Annotated in this window: 15 protein-coding genes; 7 read left to right on the top strand and 8 right to left on the bottom strand. The window is 62.4% G+C overall.

Going from position 1 to position 18,874, the window contains the following annotated elements:
- Nucleotides 1-10: 10 nt before the first annotated feature.
- Nucleotides 11-1,432: a zinc-binding metallopeptidase family protein gene (locus ACYVM5_RS18885; RefSeq protein ID WP_460619647.1), complete on the bottom strand. Its 1,422-nt coding sequence runs from the start codon at nucleotides 1,430-1,432 to the stop codon at nucleotides 11-13.
- Nucleotides 1,433-1,676: 244 nt separating this feature from the next.
- A complete protein-coding gene (locus ACYVM5_RS18890; RefSeq protein WP_460619648.1) occupies nucleotides 1,677-2,294 on the bottom strand; it encodes a phosphoglycerate mutase family protein in 618 nt (205 codons plus the stop codon).
- 185 nt (nucleotides 2,295-2,479) lie between these two features.
- On the opposite strand from ACYVM5_RS18890, the gene ACYVM5_RS18895 reads away from it, so the two are divergent.
- The 3 genes from ACYVM5_RS18895 to ACYVM5_RS18905 all read left to right on the top strand — a co-directional run bounded on the left by ACYVM5_RS18895 (nucleotide 2,480) and on the right by ACYVM5_RS18905 (nucleotide 5,036).
- Nucleotides 2,480-3,160, top strand: coding sequence for a response regulator transcription factor (locus tag ACYVM5_RS18895; protein WP_198068200.1), 681 nt, complete (start codon nucleotides 2,480-2,482; stop codon nucleotides 3,158-3,160).
- 205 nt (nucleotides 3,161-3,365) lie between these two features.
- Nucleotides 3,366-4,745, top strand: coding sequence for a sensor histidine kinase (locus ACYVM5_RS18900; RefSeq protein ID WP_460619649.1), 1,380 nt, complete (start codon nucleotides 3,366-3,368; stop codon nucleotides 4,743-4,745).
- A gap of 36 nt (nucleotides 4,746-4,781) precedes the next feature.
- Entirely contained in the window at nucleotides 4,782-5,036 is a 255-nt protein-coding gene (locus tag ACYVM5_RS18905) for a hypothetical protein (RefSeq protein ID WP_460619650.1), read from the top strand.
- Nucleotides 5,037-5,066: 30 nt separating this feature from the next.
- Here the strand turns inward: ACYVM5_RS18905 and surE are convergent, their stop codons facing one another.
- On the bottom strand, nucleotides 5,067-5,933 hold the full coding sequence (gene surE, locus ACYVM5_RS18910; protein ID WP_460619651.1) for a 5'/3'-nucleotidase SurE: 867 nt from the start codon (nucleotides 5,931-5,933) through the stop codon (nucleotides 5,067-5,069).
- Between the two features lie 256 nt (nucleotides 5,934-6,189).
- On the opposite strand from surE, the gene ACYVM5_RS18915 reads away from it, so the two are divergent.
- Both ACYVM5_RS18915 and ACYVM5_RS18920 read left to right on the top strand, forming a co-directional pair.
- Entirely contained in the window at nucleotides 6,190-7,971 is a 1,782-nt protein-coding gene (locus ACYVM5_RS18915; RefSeq protein ID WP_460619652.1) for a M14 family metallopeptidase, read from the top strand.
- A 264-nt stretch (nucleotides 7,972-8,235) separates the two neighbouring features.
- Nucleotides 8,236-10,047, top strand: a complete 1,812-nt coding sequence (locus ACYVM5_RS18920) for an alpha-amylase domain-containing protein (protein ID WP_460619653.1) — start codon at nucleotides 8,236-8,238, stop codon at nucleotides 10,045-10,047.
- Nucleotides 10,048-10,160: 113 nt separating this feature from the next.
- Here ACYVM5_RS18920 and ACYVM5_RS18925 read toward each other — a convergent pair whose 3' ends face one another.
- From ACYVM5_RS18925 to ACYVM5_RS18940, 4 genes are all read right to left on the bottom strand, one after another.
- Nucleotides 10,161-10,652: a DUF4112 domain-containing protein gene (locus ACYVM5_RS18925; protein WP_460619654.1), complete on the bottom strand. Its 492-nt coding sequence runs from the start codon at nucleotides 10,650-10,652 to the stop codon at nucleotides 10,161-10,163.
- A 100-nt stretch (nucleotides 10,653-10,752) separates the two neighbouring features.
- Nucleotides 10,753-11,172, bottom strand: coding sequence for a hypothetical protein (locus ACYVM5_RS18930; RefSeq protein WP_460619655.1), 420 nt, complete (start codon nucleotides 11,170-11,172; stop codon nucleotides 10,753-10,755).
- 204 nt (nucleotides 11,173-11,376) lie between these two features.
- Complete coding sequence (locus ACYVM5_RS18935) at nucleotides 11,377-12,927, bottom strand: P-loop NTPase family protein (RefSeq protein ID WP_460619656.1); 1,551 nt, start codon at nucleotides 12,925-12,927, stop codon at nucleotides 11,377-11,379.
- A gap of 120 nt (nucleotides 12,928-13,047) precedes the next feature.
- Nucleotides 13,048-14,154 carry a vWA domain-containing protein gene (locus ACYVM5_RS18940; protein ID WP_460619657.1) on the bottom strand — a complete coding sequence of 369 codons (1,107 nt, stop codon included), beginning with the start codon at nucleotides 14,152-14,154 and terminating at the stop codon, nucleotides 13,048-13,050.
- A gap of 165 nt (nucleotides 14,155-14,319) precedes the next feature.
- Between ACYVM5_RS18940 and ACYVM5_RS18945 the strand changes: the two genes are divergently transcribed.
- A complete protein-coding gene (locus ACYVM5_RS18945; RefSeq protein ID WP_460619658.1) occupies nucleotides 14,320-14,601 on the top strand; it encodes a DUF427 domain-containing protein in 282 nt (93 codons plus the stop codon).
- Nucleotides 14,602-14,833: 232 nt separating this feature from the next.
- A complete protein-coding gene (locus ACYVM5_RS18950; RefSeq protein WP_460619659.1) occupies nucleotides 14,834-15,685 on the top strand; it encodes a bifunctional transcriptional activator/DNA repair enzyme AdaA in 852 nt (283 codons plus the stop codon).
- A 3-nt stretch (nucleotides 15,686-15,688) separates the two neighbouring features.
- On the opposite strand, the gene ACYVM5_RS18955 is transcribed toward ACYVM5_RS18950, so the two are convergent.
- A complete protein-coding gene (locus ACYVM5_RS18955) occupies nucleotides 15,689-18,844 on the bottom strand; it encodes an FG-GAP-like repeat-containing protein (protein ID WP_460619660.1) in 3,156 nt (1,051 codons plus the stop codon).
- Nucleotides 18,845-18,874 lie beyond the last annotated feature (30 nt).

Genomic DNA, 18,874 nt, shown 5'->3' on the forward strand with positions numbered 1-18,874 from the left:
TGAAAAACCATTACAAACCGTACTTGCTCAGCAGATAAATCAGCGAAGCCATGCTGGCTCCGCCGAGTTCCAGCTCGCGGCGGTTCACTTTGTCGAAGGTATCGGCAGCGGTGTGGTGGATGTCGAAATAGCGCTGCGAGTCGCACTTGTAGCCGATGAGGGCTTTGGGGTGCACGGCGGCTTGCAGGGGTTCGATGTCGGTGCCGGAGTGGCCGGCCGTTACGTCGGCGGCGTGGTAGGGCACCAGCAGCGGGGCCAGCCGGGCCAGCTTGGCCACGGTGGCGGGGTCGCCCTCCACTGTGAAGCCGCGCGGCGTGAACCCACCCCCGTCCGACTCGATGGCGGCGAGATGGGTTTCCTTGTTCTGGGCGGCCAGACGCGCGTATTCGTTGCCGCCGCGGGTGCCGTTTTCTTCGTTCATGAAGAGGACGGCGCGTAGCGTGCGCTCGGGCTTGAAGCCGGCGGCGCGCAGCAGGCGCAGGGCCTCAATACTTTGCACGCAGCCGGTGCCATCGTCGTGGGCGCCCTGGGCTAGGTCCCAGGAATCGAGGTGGCCGCCCACGGTGATGATTTCCTGCGGGAATTTGCTGCCCTTGATTTCGCCCACCACGTTGTAGCTTTTCTCTTCGGGCAGGGTGATGCACTCCATTTCCAGCTCGAATTGCAGGTCGGGGTTGGCCTTAAGGAGCTGGCTGAGCTTGTCGGCGGCGTTGGTGCTGAGGGCCGCGCCGGGTACTTTAGTCACGCCCTCGGCGTAGCGCATGGTGCCGGTGTGCGGGTTGTCGTCACGGGCGCTGGTCATGGAGCGCACCAGGGCACCCACGGCCCCTTTTTTGGCGGCTTCGATGGCCCCGTTGGCGCGCTGGTCCACGGCTCCGCCGTAGGCCGCGCCCGGCTCGATGAGGGCATCGTTGAAGGGCCGGTTGTAGAACACAAATTTGCCTTTCACGGCCGCTTCGGGCAGGTTTTTCACTTCTTCGAGGCTGTGCACTTCCACCACGCCGGCCTTCAGCTTGCCGCCGGTGCTAACGGAGCCGCCCAGCGCGCACACGGCTACCTTCACGCCTTTGTCCTTATTGCCAATGATTTCGCCGCGCTCCCGGCTGCCGCGCACCCAGTGCGGCACCATCACCTCCTGCAAATACACGCGGTCGAAACCGGCTTTTTCCATGGTGGCTTTGCCCCAGTCCACGGCCATCTGGGCCTGCGGCGAACCTGACAGGCGCGCCCCGATATTGCCGGTGAGGTAGCGCAGGTTGTCGTAGCTCTCGCCGCGCAACAGGGCTTCGTCGAAGATTTTGCGCAGGGCCAGCGAGTCCGCCTGGTCGGCTTTGGCGGCGGCGATGAGGGCGGGTGTCGCCTTGTTTTTCTTGCGCGACTGCGCTTCGCTCGGTGCGGCGAATACCAGTAATGCGCCGGCAAAAACCAGCATTTTTTTAACGTGACAATGCATAAGCAACGGCCTGAATTCCGGGCCATGGTGGCCGGGCGTGGGCGAAAGTACGGCAACGGGCCATTGTGGGGTGCGGCGGCGGCTACTATTGGGCAAGGGAAATGCGATGGCGAACCAACCAGCGGCCGGCGCAGCCACCTAACGGCCAAGGCCGCAGCCCCTCCCGCAATGCGATGAGAAACTACGGCCCTGTTCTTTTTATCGGGTCGGTGAGCAGCACCGGCTACTTCGGTGCCGACTGCCCCATGGGCGTACCCTTGCCAATTTTAATGCCCGGCCGGCGCTCGGGGCCGTAGCCGCGCACGTCCACGGTGGGCATGAGGCCCTCCGTCACGCGCACCGTGAAGAGGTATTCATAGTCGTGCTCGCCAATTTCTTCCACCGGCGGGGTGGCCCCAAAATCATCGATGAGTGACAGCACGGTGTTGGAATGGCCCACGATGACCACCGATTTGCCGGCGTATTCTTTCAGGATGCGGTCGGCCAGGTCGCGGCCGCGTTTGGGGTCGTAGGTCTGCGGCTCCAGCTTTAGGGCTTCGGCCAGGGGGGCCAGGGTGGCTCGGGTGCGCTTGGTGTCGGTGGTGAACAGGGCGGCGGGGTGGTGCCGCAGCAGCGTCTGGCGCAGGGCCAGGGCGCGGGTCTGGCCCAAGGGCGAGAGTGTGGGGTCGGCGCGGTCGGAAGTCGAATCTTTTTCGGCGTGCCGCACAATGTATATCGTAGTCACGAGGGGCTTGATTTTGGATTTGGCTTTGGCAGGGGCCGGGGCCTGAGCGGCGGCAGGGCCGGCGAAAGCAGCCAGCCCGGCCATCAGCCACAGTAATAAGGAGAAACGCTGGGTCATCGGAAAGGGAAAAGACGGTGAATGTGCTCAGCAAATTACGCCGCAATCGGGAATGCAGGTTGATTTTGGAACGGCTTCATGTACTGTTCAGACGGCTATGCCGTATGTTGCTGATGGAATCCGGCCCTTTCGGACGCTCGCCGCCGAAAAGCCCCTCCCCCGCACCTCAACCCCCAATCCCCTTCATGCACGTTCTGCTCATCGAAGACGAAAAAAGCCTGCACCAGGAAATGCGGCAATTTCTGCTGCAAGCCCAGTACCTGGTCGACTCGGCCTACACCTACGCCGAGGCGTCGGAAAAACTGTACGTGAGCAGCTACGACTTCGTCCTGCTCGACCTGGGCCTGCCCGGCGGCGACGGCCTCGACCTGCTCCGCGAAGCGCGCCTGAATGAAAACCAGGAGGCCTCCTTCATCATTCTCACTGCGCGCGGCGCGCTCGACGACCGCATTCGCGGCCTCGACCTCGGGGCCGACGACTACCTGCCCAAGCCGTTCTCGCTGCTGGAGCTCACCAGCCGGATGCAGGCCATCACGCGCCGCAAGTTCAACCTCAAGCGGCCCGAAATCACCTTCGGCCAGGGCTTTAGCATGGACCCCAACGCCCGCATTGTGCGGCACGGCGGCCAGGAAGTGCCCCTCACCAAAAAGGAGTTCGACCTGCTGCACTACCTGCTGCTGCACCGGGGCCGCGTGCTCACGCGCCTGCAGCTGGGCGAGCACCTGTGGGGCAACGTGCTGGAAGACGACTCGGACTCGAACTACATCGACGTGCACATCAAAAACGTGCGCAAGAAGCTGGCCCAGTTTGCCTCGGCCGATTTTCTGGAAACGGTGCGCGGCATCGGCTACCGGGCAGCAGAGTAGCATTCAACGCCTGTCATTGCGAGCGCAGCGAAGCACCCGAAGGACAGCGTAGCTACTCCGTCCTGTTCTCAGTGACCAACCAAATAATGTGACAAGCCCCGGCACCGCACAGTACCGGGGCTTGTCGTTTTCAGAAACTGTCTGACTTTTACAGGACGGATTGCCACGGCCTGCGGCCTCGCAATGACACACGTTTACTATTCCCATGCGTCTCGAAGCCAAGCTTGCCCTCTTCAATGCCCTGTCCAAGCTGCTGCTGGTGCTGCTGGGGGCGCTGGTGATTCCGCCCATTGTGCAGCGCGTGGCCGTGGCCCACACCGACCTGCACCTGCGCGCCAAGAAGCAGCAGGTGCTGGCCCTCATCGCCCGCGACGGCCTGCAGGCTTTCGAGCGCGGCGAGCGGGCCGAAACCTACGCCGACTACAACATCTTCAAGCAGGAATACATCACCCTCACGCCGCTGCCGGCCGGCGGGGCCCTGCCACCCGAGCATATTTTTGAAGAGCCCCGGCAGGTAGACCAGCAGGTGGAGGATTTCCGGATTCTGAGCTTTGCCCGGCCGGTTCAGGCTCCGGGTCAGCCGGCGTTTCGGGTCGAGATTGGGTCGTCGCTGGAGACGGTGGAGCTGCTCACGGGGACGCTCCGCAACCTGGCCCTGTGGGTGCTGGTAGCGGCCTCGCTGCTCACCGTGCTGTCCGATGCGGCCTTTGCCCACTACCTGCTGGCGCCCCTGCGCGAGCTGATTGTGCGCAAGCTGCGGGGCATCCGGCAGCCGTCCGATTTCCAGTTTGAACCCATTGATACCGATACCACTGACTTCCGTCGGCTCGATGACCGGTTGAACTCGCTGATGCGACAGGTGCAGTCGGCATTTGCCAAGGAGCGGGAGTTTATGAGCAACGTCAGCCACGAGCTGCTCACGCCGGCCAGCATCCTGCAATCGCGCTTCGAGAACATGCTGCAGGACCCCACCCTGCCCGAGGCGCACGCCCAGCAAATCGTGGAATCGCAGCGCACGCTTTACCGACTGCGCAACACCGTGCGCACCCTGCTGCTCATCGCTAACATCGAAAACGAGCAGTACCTGCGCAACGAATCGGTGCGCCTGAGCACCGTGGTGGCCGAGGTGGCCGAGGAGTTGGACGACCGCCGCCAGCAGCGCGACATCACCCTGGAAGTAGACCTCGCCGGCAACGACACCCGCCCCCAGGCCAATGCCAGCCTGCTGCACACCCTGGTGCGTAACCTGCTCTCCAACGCCATCAAGTACAACCGTGAGGGGGGCAGCATCCGGGTGCTTGGCCGGCCCCTGCCCACCGGTGGCTATACTCTGCGGGTGGAAGATTCCGGCCCGGGCATTGCGCCCGAAAACCTCCCCTACCTGTTCGACCGGTTCCGGCGCTTCAACGCCAACGCACCCGGCTCGCCGGAGGGTTACGGGCTGGGGCTGCCCATTGCCCAGACCATCGCGGGCTTCCACGGGGCCACGCTGCGGGCCGAATCGGAGGTGGGCCGGGGCACGGCTTTTATTCTGGATTTTCAGCCTACTGCCAACTTATTGGCGGGATTCATGCCGGCTTCATAGGGGTAATGGTAGCTTCGGGCAGTCATTCAACTTCCTGTGCGTACTCTGCTGAAACTCCTGCTTGGCAGCCTGCTGCTGGTGCTGCTGGTGGCCCTGGGCACCGAGGTAGTGGCCCTGCACCGCAGCGCCCCTGCCTTACTCGCTCAAACCGCCCCGCCGGTGGTGGTCCGCAAATCGACCACCGCTCCCGCACCGCCCAAGACGGTGCGGCCGGTGGTGGTGCACCGCCCCTCGCCTCTTAAGCTGCGTAAGGCCGTAACTCCCGCCCATAACAAAGCCCCGGCTAATTAGCCGGGGCTTTTAAATTTTACGCGGCGCTGGCTAGTCCTGGTTGGCCACTCCGTAGTCTTCCGAAGGCACGGGCTGCGGAGGCGCGGGTGCTACCTGCGCTTCGGGCAGCGGCAGCTGCCACTGCTCGCTGAGATGAGCCAGGCCATGGGCGGCAGTGAGGTCGAACTTGCAGGGCACGATGGACACGTAGTTGTTGGCCAGGGCCCACTCGTCGGTATCGGTGCCGGGGTCCAGGTTCACGAACTGGCCCACCAGCCAGTAGTACGGGCGTTGGTAGGGGTCGAGGCGGCGGTCGAATTCCTCCTGCCACTTGGCGCGGGCCTGGCGGGCCAGGCGCAGGCCGGCAATGGGCGTGTCGGAGTTTTTGGGGATGTTCACGTTGAGGGCCGTGCCGGCGGGGATGCCGTGGTCGAGGGTGTGGCGGCATATCTGGGTTACCCACTCGCCTACGTGCGAGAAATCGGCGTTCGGGCCGTACTCGCAGAGGGAGAAACCCACGGCGGGCAGGCCTTCAATCGCAGCTTCAATGGCGGCCGACATCGTGCCTGAGTACAGCACGTTTACCGAGGCGTTGGAGCCGTGGTTGATGCCGGATACCACGAGGTCGGGGGTACGGTCTTTGAGGACGTAGTGCTTGGCGATTTTTACGCAGTCGGCCGGGGTGCCGGAGCATTCGTAGGCATCCACATCGGGGCCGAAAACCGGGTTTTTGGTGAGGCGCAGGGCGTGGCCGATGGTGATGGCGTGGCCCATGCCGGACTGGGGCGAATCGGGGGCAACCACGACAACTTCAGCTCCGAGGGCTACCATGGCCTGCACGAGATGGCGGATGCCGGGGGCGGTGATGCCGTCGTCGTTGGAGACGAGGATGAGGGGGCGCGGGAGGGCGGCGGACATAGGCAACGGGTGTTTGGGGAAGGGCAAAGGTAGGTGGCGGGGAACCTGGGCAAGCAAACTCCCCTGCTTACTAAGGAGGGGATGTTGAGCCTGCTGCTCAACTGGGGGGTTGTGGCAAGGAACGGCTTCGTTCGGAATTACCAACGTCACCAAACGTCTACAACCACCCCAGCTTGCGCTTCGCGCAAGCATCCCCTCCTTGCCAAGGAGGGGAGTTTTGTTCTGTCGTTCCCTTTCCAACCGTTCCTTTGCACCTATGTTCACCCTGCTCCTCGCCTCGCTCATGTCCCTCGCTCCCACCCTGCCCACGCCCGCCCTACCGGGTATGACCCCGGCCTGGCGCACGCCCTTCGAAAACGACCCCGCCGGCAATACCACCGCCACCTACGCCGAATGCGTAGCCTATTACCAGAAGCTGGCCGCCGCCTACCCCGCCCACCTGCACCTGGCCGAAGCCGGGCCGACGGATGCCGGCCAGCCGCTGCACGAAGTGGTGCTGAGCGCCGACGGCGACGCCGACCCAGCCAGCATCCGACGCAAAAACCGCCGCATCCTGTTCATCCAAAACGGCATCCACCCCGGCGAGCCGGAGGGCATCGACGCGAGCATGATGCTGGCGCGCGACCTGATGCAGCAGAAGTCGCTGGCGAAGCTGCTGGCGGGCGTGACAGTGGTGATTGTGCCGGTGTACAACATTGATGGGATGCTGAACCGGAACTCCACCACCCGCGTGAACCAGAACGGGCCGGCAGCCTACGGCTTCCGGGGCAATGCGCGGCACCTGGATTTGAACCGCGACTATATCAAGCAGGAATCGCGCAATGCGCAGTCGTTCGCGGCGCTGTTTCAGAAATGGCAGCCCGATGTGTTCGTGGAAACCCACACTTCCAACGGCGCGGACTATCAATACACCATGACGCTAATTGCCACTCAGCACAGCAAGCTGGCTCCGGCGCTGAGCACGTATTTGCAGGGACAATTACTGCCGGCTTTGTATAAGAGCATGGAGCAGAAAAAGTGGCCGATGACGCCTTACGTTGACTTCGAGGGCCAGACGCCGGAGAGCGGACTGCGCGCCTTTCTGGAAACGCCGCGCTACTCCACCGGCTACGCGGCGCTGTTCAACACCATCGGATTCATGCCCGAAACGCACATGCTGAAGGCCTACGCGCCCCGCGTGCATTCCACCTATGATTTCCTGCTGACCATGCTGGAAACCGTGGGCCAGCAGGCCCCCGCCCTGGCCGCCGCCCGCGCCAAAGCCGCCGCCGACATGGCCGCCCAGACCACCTTCCCCCTCACCTGGGCGCTGGACGAAGCCCACGCTGAAACCGTACAGTTCCGGGGCTACGAGGGCAAAATGAAACCCAGCGAGGTGAGCGGCCAGCCGCGCCTGTACTACGACCGCGCCGCGCCCTTTACCCGGCCGGTGCAGTACTTCAACACCTTCAAGCCCACCGCCACGGCCAGCCGACCCACCGCCTACCTCATCCCCAAAGCCTGGACCGAGGTGGCCGACCGCCTGCGCCGCAACGGGGCCACCCTGGAGCCGCTGACCCGCGAGGTATCCGCGCCGGTGGAAGTCTATTATTTCGAGGATTTCAAAACTACCTCCAAGCCCTTCGAGGGGCACTATGTGCACAGCCAGGTGCGCCTGCAAACCCGGACGGAAACCGTCGCCTTCCAGCCCGGAGACCTGGTGGTGTACCTGAACGAAGCCGCTCCCAGCCGCTACCTCCTGGAGACGCTGGAGCCGCAGGCCACCGATTCGTTCTTCGCCTGGGGCTTTTTCGACAGCGTACTGCAGCAAAAAGAGCATTTTTCTGACTACGTATTCGAAGACCTGGCCGCCGACCTGCTGCGCCGCGACCCTGCCCTGCGCGAGCGGCTGGAGAAGCTCAAGAAAGATAATGCCGCCTTCGCCGCCAACGGCCCCGCCCAGCTCGAATGGGTGTACCTGAACTCGGCCTACCACGAGGCCGGCCACAACCGCTACCCGGTGGCACGCTGGCTGGGCACGGGCCGCGTGGGCGAATGAGTTGAACAAACGTTTGTCCTTATTCCATGTTCGCGTGCATTAATTATAAAGTGAGTAAGCACTTACTTTTTTGAATAATTTATTTTTATTGACCTTTTGTATTAATAATACAATTGCAAACCTTTGCAAAAATTGTTTTTATTGAAAAAATTTAAAATCCGGCGTCAGTAATTACAATCACCATAGTTGCCCGAATTTTGAACTTTACGTAGGTAAGCTCGGCCTTCTACCTTGCACCGTTTCTCACCAAAATTCCCACCAATTATGGAAGTAATGCTTCGCGGTACCAGCCGCGCCGCTTTGGCTGTTGCCCTGCTCGCGCTGGGCGGCTGTGCCAAAGAAAACCTCAATCCGAATGCCGGAGCGCCGGCTCCCACCGCCTCAGCCGCGCCCAATGCCACCGTGGTAAACGGGGTGATGATGCAGGGCTTTTACTGGAACGTGCCCACCAGCACGCCGGCCGGCACCTGGTGGCAAAACCTGGGCAGCAAGGCTACTGAGTTGAGCCAGGCCGGCATCACGGCCGTGTGGCTGCCACCGGCTTACAAAGGCTCTGGCGCACTGGATGTGGGCTACGGTGTGTACGACCGATATGACCTCGGCGAGTTCAACCAGAAAGGCACCGTGGCCACGCGCTATGGCACCATCGGGCAGCTGCAAAGCGCCATTGGAGCGCTGCACGGCCAGGGCGTGCAGGTGTACGAAGACATGGTGATGAACCACTTCACCTCGGCCGATGCCCAGGAGTTGGCCAACGGCCAGTACAACGTGTATACCAGCTTCACCTACCCTGGCCGGAACAATACCTACAGCACCTACCAGTGGCACTGGGGCAACTTCACGGCTACCCAGCAGGCGCCCAACAACGGCTGGTACCAGTGGAAAGCCTATGATTTCCAGCCCTACGCCAACGGCGATGCCTACGACAACCTGCTGGGCTCGGAAATCCAGTACAACAACAACGCCTCGAACGTCAACGAAACCATCAACTGGGGAAACTGGATTACGGCTAAGCTCGGACTCGACGGCTACCGCCTCGATGCCACCAAACATATGTACACGCCCTTCGTGAACCAGTGGCTGGATGCGGTGAAAGGCACCAGCGGCCGCTTTGCCGTGAGCGAAGCCTGGTTCCGCAACCTGACCGACATGAACAACTACGCGGCCAGCACGGGCGGCCGCACCAGCCTGTTCGACGTGCCGCTGCACTACCTCTTCAACGACATGAGCAACGGCAACGGCGCCTGGGATATGCGCGGGCTGCAATTCGCCGGCTTCACCGAGGCCAATGGCGCGCTGTCGGTTTCGTTCGTCGATAACCACGACACCGACCAGAGCGGCGGGGCGCTGTTTTCGCCGGTGGCTAACCTGAAGATGCTGGCCTACGCCTACATCCTGACCCGCGATAAGGGCTACCCCTGCGTGTTCTACCGCGACTTTTACGAGTACGGCCTGGGCACCCAGATTAAAAAGCTCATTGCCATCCGCAAAGCCAACGCCTACGGCGCAGCCGCCGAGTACACCAGCGTGAACGATGCCAACGTGTACGCCTACTCCCGCGCCGGCGACACCTCGCACAAGGGCCTTCTGATGCTGCTGAACGACGGCGGCAGCGCCGCCAGCAAGGGCATTACCACTCCCTTCAAGAGCGCCTCGCTTACCGATGCCACCGGCAACAACACTGGCACCATCACCACCGACGCCAACGGCTACGCGGTGTTCCCGGTGGGGGCCCGCTCCTATGCCGTATGGGTGTCAGGCGGCACCACTGGCGGGGGCACCGGCACCACAGCTGTCGCTTTCAACGTTACCTATAGCGGCACCGTGACCGGCCAGGACGTGTACGTACTGGGCAGCACCGCCCAGCTCGGGGCCTGGAACACGGCCAACGCCATCAAGCTCAGCGGCGCGGCCTATCCGGTGTGGAAAGGCACCATCAACCTGACTAGCGGCACTTCCGTCGAATTCAAATACATCCGCAAGGATGCTGCTGGCAACGTATTGTACGAAGGTGGGGCGAACCGCATTTTCACGCCCACCGGCACCAGCCAGACGCGCAACGACACTTGGCAATAGGGCCCGGCACTCACTACGCATAGAAAAGGCGGGCCCATCAGGTCCGCCTTTTTTGGTGCAATCCCCTCGCTCTACGCCAACAATAAAGGCGGCCGAATCAGCTGGGGAGGGTCTTAGCTAAACTGGTGCCAGCCCCAGCGCAGCAGCACCACGCTGCCCCAGCCCACCAGCCCTACCACGGCCACCAGCACCACCAGCAACAGCAGTATCAGGCCCCGGCCGCTGCCGGTGTGGCGGCCCTCGGCGTAATGGCGGCGCAGCAGGGCCACGTTGCGCTCGTTGCTTTTGTAGGCAAAATCGAACACGTTGCCGAGGATGGGAATGCCGCCCACCACGGTATCGATGAGGATATTGAGGGCCATGCGCACTACCACCGCCCCGCTGGCCCCGTGCCGGAACATGGTCATCAGCAAGGCCACCGAAACCACCGTGGTGGACAGGTCGCCCATCACGGGCAGCAGCCCCAGCAGCGGGTCGAGGCCGAAGCGGAAGCGGGTGCCGGGCAGCCGAAACTGGCTGTCCATGAGCCGGGCCACGCGCTCGACCCAGCGCAGGCGCTCATCGGCATCGAAGGAAGTGGCTAGTGGTCGGGAGCGTGGGAGCATGGCGCGGGCTTTGGGGGCGTGTACGTACACAAAGGGCCGAGCGATGGCCCACGCGGCGCGAAACCGGCGCGGCGGCGGTGCCGGACGGGCCGGGAAGCGGCTAGTCCAGTTGGCCCAGCAGCCAGGCTACGGCCGCGCCCTCATCGGTGAAGGTGCGCAGGGCAAAGGCATCGGTGGCGGCGTAGGCGGCTTCCATGATGGCGCGCAGCTCGTCGTCGGCACGCAGGTTTTCGGCCCGCACGGGGGCTACCAGGAAGGCCAGGCGCAGGTGGGCCGGGTGCACCAGGGCGGCGGCGCGGGGCAGCCAGTCGGTGGTGACCCAGCGGGCGGCCTCGGCGTTGGTGGTGGGGCGGCGGCGCACGTCAAACAGCCAGTGCGGCGTGCCCAGGGCCTCGGGTGCCCGCAGCACGGCCTCGTACTCGGACCGTTCGGTGCTGGGGGTGTGAAAAGTGAGCCAACGCGCCGTGAACAGGTCCAGGTCGGGACGGTAGGCAAACTGAATGGGAAGCGAAGAATTCATGGCGCAGAAAACGGCGAGCGGCCAAAACTACGATGCCGCCGGGCAGCAGTCGCATTGGCGGCGGGCGAAGCAGCTAAAAATGGGGGCTTGAGCAATTCGATTCGCGAAAAAACAGAATCCCGGAACACGCAAAAGCCCCGCATACTGGTGGGTACGCGGGGCTTTTGCTTTTCTATTCGCGGACTAAAAGTCCACGCTACTGCTTTACCGGCGGCGGCGCGGCTTCTCGTCCTCGTCCTCATCGTCCTCGTCGCCATCGCCGAAGCTCGGCATGGTGAACATCGACGAGAGCAAATCCTTGAACTGCGCGCCGGCCGTGAGGCGGTTGCGCGAAATCAGGCTGTGCTCGCTCAGGCCGTGGAGCAGAAATTCCATGAGGAAATAAGTGTGCTCGGGGGTTTCGTTGGGGTGCAGCTCGGTCACGATGTCGCGCAGGCCGGGCACCAGGTCCAGGGCCTTGCGGTAGTCCTCCGTGCTGGCATCGTGCAGTAGGTCCAGTGTGTGGCCGTTGCCAAACCACTCCTGAATGGCTTTGTAGGGCGAAACGCGGTTTTTGAGCTTCTTGCTCTTGTCCGGGTCGGGAAAGTAGTTCAGGAACAGCGTGCGGATGGCTTTGCCCATCAGCTTCTCAGCTACGATGCCCGCGCCTTCCTGCTCGCCCTCGTACACCAGTTCCACCTTGCCCGTCACGGCGGGCACGGCCGAAATGAAGTCGCCCAGGCGCACGTAGGTATTGCTTTCGCCGTTCACCAGCGCCCGGCGCTCGGCCCCGGCAATCACCTGCTCGTAGGCCGAGATGGTGAGGCGGGCCGACACGCCCGACTTGGCATCCACGAACTCGGAACCACGGGCTTCAACCGCCACCTGCTCCACCAAATCGTGGATGACTTCGTTGCTCGTCACCATGCCCTTCTGCTCGTCTTTGATGCGGGCTTCCTGCTTGGTGATGCGCTTGCCGATTTCAATCGACTTCGGGTAGTGCGTGATAATCTGCGCGTCAATCCGGTCCTTGAGCGGTGTCACGATGCTGCCGCGGTTGGTGTAATCCTCCGGGTTGGCCGTGAACACGAACTGAATATCCAGCGGCAGCCGCACCTTAAAACCACGAATCTGAATGTCGCCCTCCTGCAGAATATTGAACAGCGACACCTGAATGCGGGCCTGCAAATCGGGCAATTCGTTAATCACGAAAATGCCCCGGTGCGCCCGCGGAATCAGCCCGAAGTGAATCACCCGCTCATCGGAATACGGCAGTTTCAGCGTGGCGGCTTTGATGGGGTCGGCATCGCCGATGAGGTCGGCCACCGATACATCGGGCGTGGCCAGCTTCTCGGTGTAACGCTCGTCGCGGTGCATCCAGGTCACGGGCGTGTCGTCGCCGTGCTCGGCAATGAGGTTTTTGGCGAACACCGACAGCGGCTGCAGCGGGTCGTCGTTCAGCTCGGAGCCGGCCACCACGGGCATGTACTCATCGAGCAGGTTGATGAGCAGCCGCGCAATGCGGGTTTTGGCCTGCCCGCGCAGGCCCAGCAAATTGATGTGGTGCCCGGCCAGAATAGCGCGCTGCAACTCGGGAATCACCGTTTCCTCGTAGCCGAAGATGCCGGGGAAAACGTCCTCCTTGAGACGCAGCTTGCGAATGAGGTTTTCCCGCAATTCGGCTTTCACCGAGCGGGATTTGTAGCCAGATTTTTTCAGCTGGCCCAGGGTGGTAATGTGTGCGGAATGATTGGTTGGAAGCTGGTCGTTGGCCATGAAAGGGGATGTAGGGGCGGGGCTTGTCCCCGCCCGCCGTTAGAACGATGTAATAGGTAAGTACCGGAAAGGTTTCGCGCAGGCGTTTTGCAACGATTCGGGCGGGGGCAAGCCCCGCCCCTACAAGGTCTTACGCCGGTTTTTCTTGTAGTCTTCGAACACCAGATGCCCCAGCCCTTTCAGGCCCGAGTAGTAGGCTTTGCCCTGGTTCACCTCGGTGAATTCCTCCACGAACTTCTGCAGATACGGGTCGGAGGTAATCATGAACGTGGTGATGGGAATTTTGACGCGACGGGCGGCGGCGGCCAGGTTCAGCGTCTTGTTTACCACCTTGCGGTCGAGGCCGAAGGAGTTTTTGTAGTAGCCGCCGGGCTCTTTCAGGCAGGTGGGCTTGCCGTCCGTAATCATGAAAATCTGCTTGTTAGGCGTTTTGCGCTTGCGGAGCAGGTCCATGGCCAACTCCAGGCCGGCCACGGTGTTGGTGTGGTACGGCCCCACTTGCAGGTACGGCAGGTCCTTGATTTCAATCTGCCAGGCATCGTTGCCGAACACGATGACATCAAGGAAATCCTTGGGGTATTTCTGCTTCACGAGCTCGGCCAGCGCCATGGCCACTTTCTTGGCCGGCGTGATGCGGTCCTCGCCATAGAGAATCATCGAGTGCGAGATATCAATCATCAGCACGGTGCTGGTCTGGGACTTATGCTCGTTTTCGCGCACTTCCAGGTCGCCCTCGGTTAGCATAAACTCGCCGCTGTCCATGCCGTGGTTCAGCTGGGCATTGCGGATGGATTCGGTCATCTGAATCTGCTCCAGTGAATCGCCGAAGCGGAACTCGCGCAGGTCAGTGCTCTGCTCATCGCCCTGGCCGGTGTGGGGGGTGCGGTGGTTGCCGGTGCTGCTCTTTTTGAGCTTGCCAAAAATCTCTTCCAGCGCCGATTTGCGGATGCCCTGCTCGGTTTTGGGCGTAATCTTAAATGCGCCCTTTTCCTGCTCGTTCTCATCGATGTAGCCCTTCTTTTTCAGGTCATCGATGAAATTGCCCATGCCGTAGTTGTCGTCGGTGAGGCCATATTGCTTGTCGAGCTCATTGAGCCATTGCAGGGCCTCGCCCACGTCGCCGGAGGTGATGGTAACGAGCTGCATGAACAGCTTAAACAGCGACTCAAAGCCCTTCTCGGGCTGGTCTTCAGGCACAAAATCGCGGAAGCGGAAGCCAACGGCCATATAATTCTTCTTTCAGGATAGGCCTTGAAAACAAGCACGGCGCGGGCAATGTTCAATTGGGAGTAGCGCGAAGCTCCAGCTGCGCGTTTCGGCTGCCCGGTTTGGGCGGGCATACCCTCCGTTCAACGACCCGCGAAGCTGGAGCTTCGCGCTGCATCCCACCCCATGAAAGCCATCTGGAACAACACCGTTGTGGCCGAGAGCGACGACACCGTCGTCATCGAGAACAACCACTATTTCCCCGCTGATGCCATCAAAAAAGAGTTTTTTGAAGACAGCATTGCCCAAACCAGCTGCCCCTGGAAAGGTCGCGCCAGCTACTTTTCGCTGAACGTGAACGGCGAAAAAAACAAAGATGCCGCCTGGTACTACCCCGAGCCCAAGGATGCCGCCCTGGAAATAAAAGGCCGCGTAGCGTTCTGGAAAGGCGTGCGAGTGGAAAAGTAAAAGGGCTATTCTGAGTTTATTGAACGTCATGCCGAGCGCAGCCGAGGCATCCCGCGTGCCACTATTGACTCAATCGTCAAACAGAAGAGTCAGTGCCCCACGCGAGATGCCTCGACTACGCTCGGCATGACGTTCTTTTTCAATATTACCGGCCAGAAGAAACTGCGCAAGAATCGGGTTTCCATCCCTCCTATCCAGCGCGAAATTTGTAGTCAATCAGCGAATCATTCCCATGACTGACTACCAGCGCATCGCCGCCGCCCTTACCTACGCCCAGGCCCATTTCCAGGCCCAGCCCGACCTCGACGAACTGGCCCGGCAGGCGCACTGGAGCCCGTTTCATTTCCAGCGCAAGTTTCAGGAATGGGCCGGCGTGTCGCCCAAGAAATTCCTGCAATACCTCAGCCTCGACCACGCCAAAAGCCTGTTGCGCCAGCAAGCCTCGGTGGCCGAGGCAGCGCACGAAACTGGCCTGTCCGGCACCGGCCGCCTGCACGACTTATTCGTGAGCATGGAAGCCATGACGCCCGGCGAATACCGTCACGGCGGAGCTGCGCTGGCCATCAGCTATAGCTTCGGGGACAGTGCGTTCGGGACTTATCTGGTGGCCTCCACCGATAAGGGAATCTGCAAGCTGGATTTCATCGAGGACAAAACTGCCGCGCTGGCCGAGCTGCGGGCGGAGTGGCCCAACGCCACGCTTATCGCAGAAGGAATGCCGGCCCATGCGCAGGTGGCGCGGTTTTTCGCCCGCGACTTCCCTCCCACCGGCCGGCTGCACCTGCACCTGAAAGGCACGGCATTCCAGCTCAAAATCTGGGAATCGCTGCTGCGGGTGCCCGAGGGTGAGCTGCGTACCTACGCCCAACTGGCCGAAGCGGCTGAGCGCGGCGCGGCCGTGCGGGCGGCGGGTACGGCCATCGGAGCCAATCCGGTGGCCTACCTCATCCCCTGCCACCGCGTCATTCGCGGCACCGGCGAGCTGGGCCAATACCGCTGGGGCAGCACCCGCAAGGCTGCGCTGCTGGGCTGCGAGGCGGCCCAACAAGCACTTGCCTGTGGCGAGCCTGTGCCTTTGCGCTGACGGTTACTGCACGGTCAGGCGCTGGCTGTAATTGCCGATGCTGGTGGTGGCCCGGAGCACGTACACGCCGGGCAGCAAAGCCAGCGCTGGCAATGCCCGCCCGCCCTGCCCTGGCACCGCCGGCAGGACCGCGGCAAACATAAGTCGGCCCATAGCCGAAAGGACTTCTACCCGCACCTCATCCTTCCATGCGGCAGTGGGCAGGTCGACCCATATTGCTGCCCGGCCATTGGTCGGGTTGGGGTACACCTCAAGCCGGGGAAGGTGGGTGCGGCGAATTGGCGCATTCAGGCTTACCGACACGGTAGCCGGATTACTTGGCAAGCCAAGTCCGGACGTGAGCAAATCCAGGTCGCCATCACCGTCCACATCCGCCACGGCTGTACACAACGGGTTGAGGCCGGCGGGGACGGGGGCGGTGGCGAAGAATTGGGCGTGGCCATCGTTCAGCCCCACCGTGAGCGTGCCGTCGGTACCGTTGGTCACCAGCAGGTCGAGGGTACCGTCGCCGTTCACGTCCCCGGTCGTCACCCACTTAGGGCCATTGCCCACCAGCACATCGGAAGTACCGCTAAAATAGCCGCGCCCGTCGTTGAGGCGCACACTCACGCTTTGTCCGTCGTAGTTGGCCGTGAGGAGGTCGAGGTCGTTGTCGCCATCCACGTCGGCCACGGCCAGGTGCCAGGGGCTACGTCCCACCGCAAGGGTATTCGAAAATCCAGCCCCTCCGAAAGTGCCCTTGCCGTTATTGGGGCCAATAATAACGCGGTTGTTGGCCACGTCGGTCCCGAGCAAATCCAGGTCGCCGTCAGTATCGATGTCGGCCAACACCACGCTCTGCATGCCGTTTAGCACGGAGGATTGCGGGACCCACTGGAAGACGCCTGCGCCGTTGTTGACGTACAGGCTCACCGAACCACCCACGTTGGTCGATACCACAAAATCAAGGTCGCCGTCGCCGTCCACATCGCCTACCGCTGCGCACAGGGCCGAAGTCGATGCAGCAGGGTCTGACCCTAACGTGAAATTGCCGGCGCCGTCATTCAGCCGGATGCTCACCATGCTGCTGATGCCCCGGCCCACGCTGATAAAATCCAGGTCGCCATCGCCGTCTACATCGGCCGGTATCACCTGGTAAGGGCTCTGGCTCACGGCAACATCGGCTTTGGTGATGAATACGCCCCGGCCATCGTTCAGGCGCACGCTCACGGTGTTGTCGCCGGCGTTGGCCACGAGCAGGTCCACGTCGCCGTCGCCGTCCACATCGGCGGGAGCCACACCAAAAGGCTGGCGGCCCACCGGCACCTCGGGAGCCGGCACGAAGCTGCCCGCCGCGCTATCGGCGGCCACCGTGAACTGGTACACGTAGGGCTGGGCCATGCTGCCCCCGGTACTGGCGCTCTGCACCGTGCGGGGCACCGTTACCGACACCACTTCGCCGGGCTGAAAGCCTCGCGCCTGATACGAAAACCCGGAACTTGCCCGGGGTTCCGCCGTCACGCCATAGTTGTTGGGGTTGTTGGAAGAAGTGTTGTAGCTAACCACCCGCCGGCCGCCGTACTGCGCCGAAAAGACGCGTGCACCACCCATAGAGGACAGATTCACGGGCTGCGAGAAAACCATCCCAACCGTGGAGGTGCGGGCTACGGCCCGGGTATTAGCGGCCGGCTCGGTGCGCACCAGCACCAGCGGCACGAGCGGCACCAGCCGGGCCGGATTAAAGCGGACACTAATGTCGGCTCCGCCCGAGTTGGCCGCGAGCAGGTCGAGGTCGCCATCGCCGTCGAGGTCGCCCAGGGCCATGCCTTGGGGGGTGCTGCCGACCGCCACCGTGCCTCCCACAATGAAGTTGGCCCCGCCACTGTTGAGCAAAAGCGTTACAGTATTAGCAGTAGTGCTGCTAGCCAGCACGTCGAGGTCGCCGTCGCCGTCCACATCTCCAAGGGCCACATTGCCTGGGCGCAGACCTACCGGCTGGTTTTCAAAAAAAGTAAAGCGGCCGTTGCCATCGTTGAGGTAAGCGGAGGCAGATGCGTCCAGCAAATTGGCCGTCACCAGGTCCAGGTCACCGTCCGCATCGAGGTCGCCGGCCGCCAGGCAGTCGGCGGATAGGTTAAGCACCACATCGGCACTGGTGCTGAACTGGCCGAGCCCGTTGTTGCGCAGGATGCGCAGGACCGAGCGCGAAGTCTCATTCACGGCGGCCAGCACGTCGAGGTCACCGTCATTATCGACATCACCCAGGGTCATCCAGGCTAGCACTTGCCCAACTACCAATTCGGTAGTACCCGCAAAAACGCCCTGCCCGTTATTAAAGCGCACGCTCACCGAACCCACGGAGGTGTTGCCCGTGGCCAGGTCGAGGTCGCCATCGCCGTCGAAGTCGCCCAGGGCGAGGCTCTTGGCCTGCAGCCCCACCGGCACCTGCACCACACTGGCAAAACTCCCGTTGCCATTGTTGCGCAGTACCCCCACCGAGCCGTAGTAATTGGCCGTGAGAATATCCAGGTCGCCATCGGCATCAATATCGCCGGTTACGACCGTGATGGGCGGACCGCCGGTGTTTAGTTCGGTGCTCCCGGAGTATGCACCCAGGCCATTGTTGAAGCGCAGGCTCACGGTAGCAGTACCGTAGTTGGCCGTTAGCAGGTCGAGGTCGGCGTCGCCGTCCATATCGGCCACTGCCACGCCCCAGGGCTGGCGGCCGCTCGCCACTTCTGCTCCGCCCGCAAAGGCGCCCGTGCCGCCCTTGGTGGCCGCCGTAAACTGGTACACAAAAGGGCTGGCCCCGTTGCCGGCGGCATTTTGCACGCTTCCGGGTACGCTTACCTGCACCGTCTCGCCAGGTTTAAAGTCCGGCAATTGCCCGTTTGGGGCCGTGGGGGCCAGCGTAACGGTGCCGGCACTGGTGCTGACAGTGGCCGTGCGCCGTCCCCCGCCCTGCGGCGAAAACAGCCGGATGGCCGCCGCCGTGGCCGGATTAATTCTTTGGGAGAAAGGCACTACCACCGCACTGCTGCGGGCAGCGGCAGGGGCATGGCGGGCGGGGCTAAGGTTTGAGCTTACAACTACGGGCCCCTGCGCCCGGGCCCCGAAGCCCGTTAGCAAAACGCAGGTGCCGACGATGAAAGAGGTAGCTAATGAGGAAAGGTGCGTCATATCAGGAATTTGTGGACCCTACAAATGTAG

Source organism: Hymenobacter ruber (genome assembly GCF_054783255.1).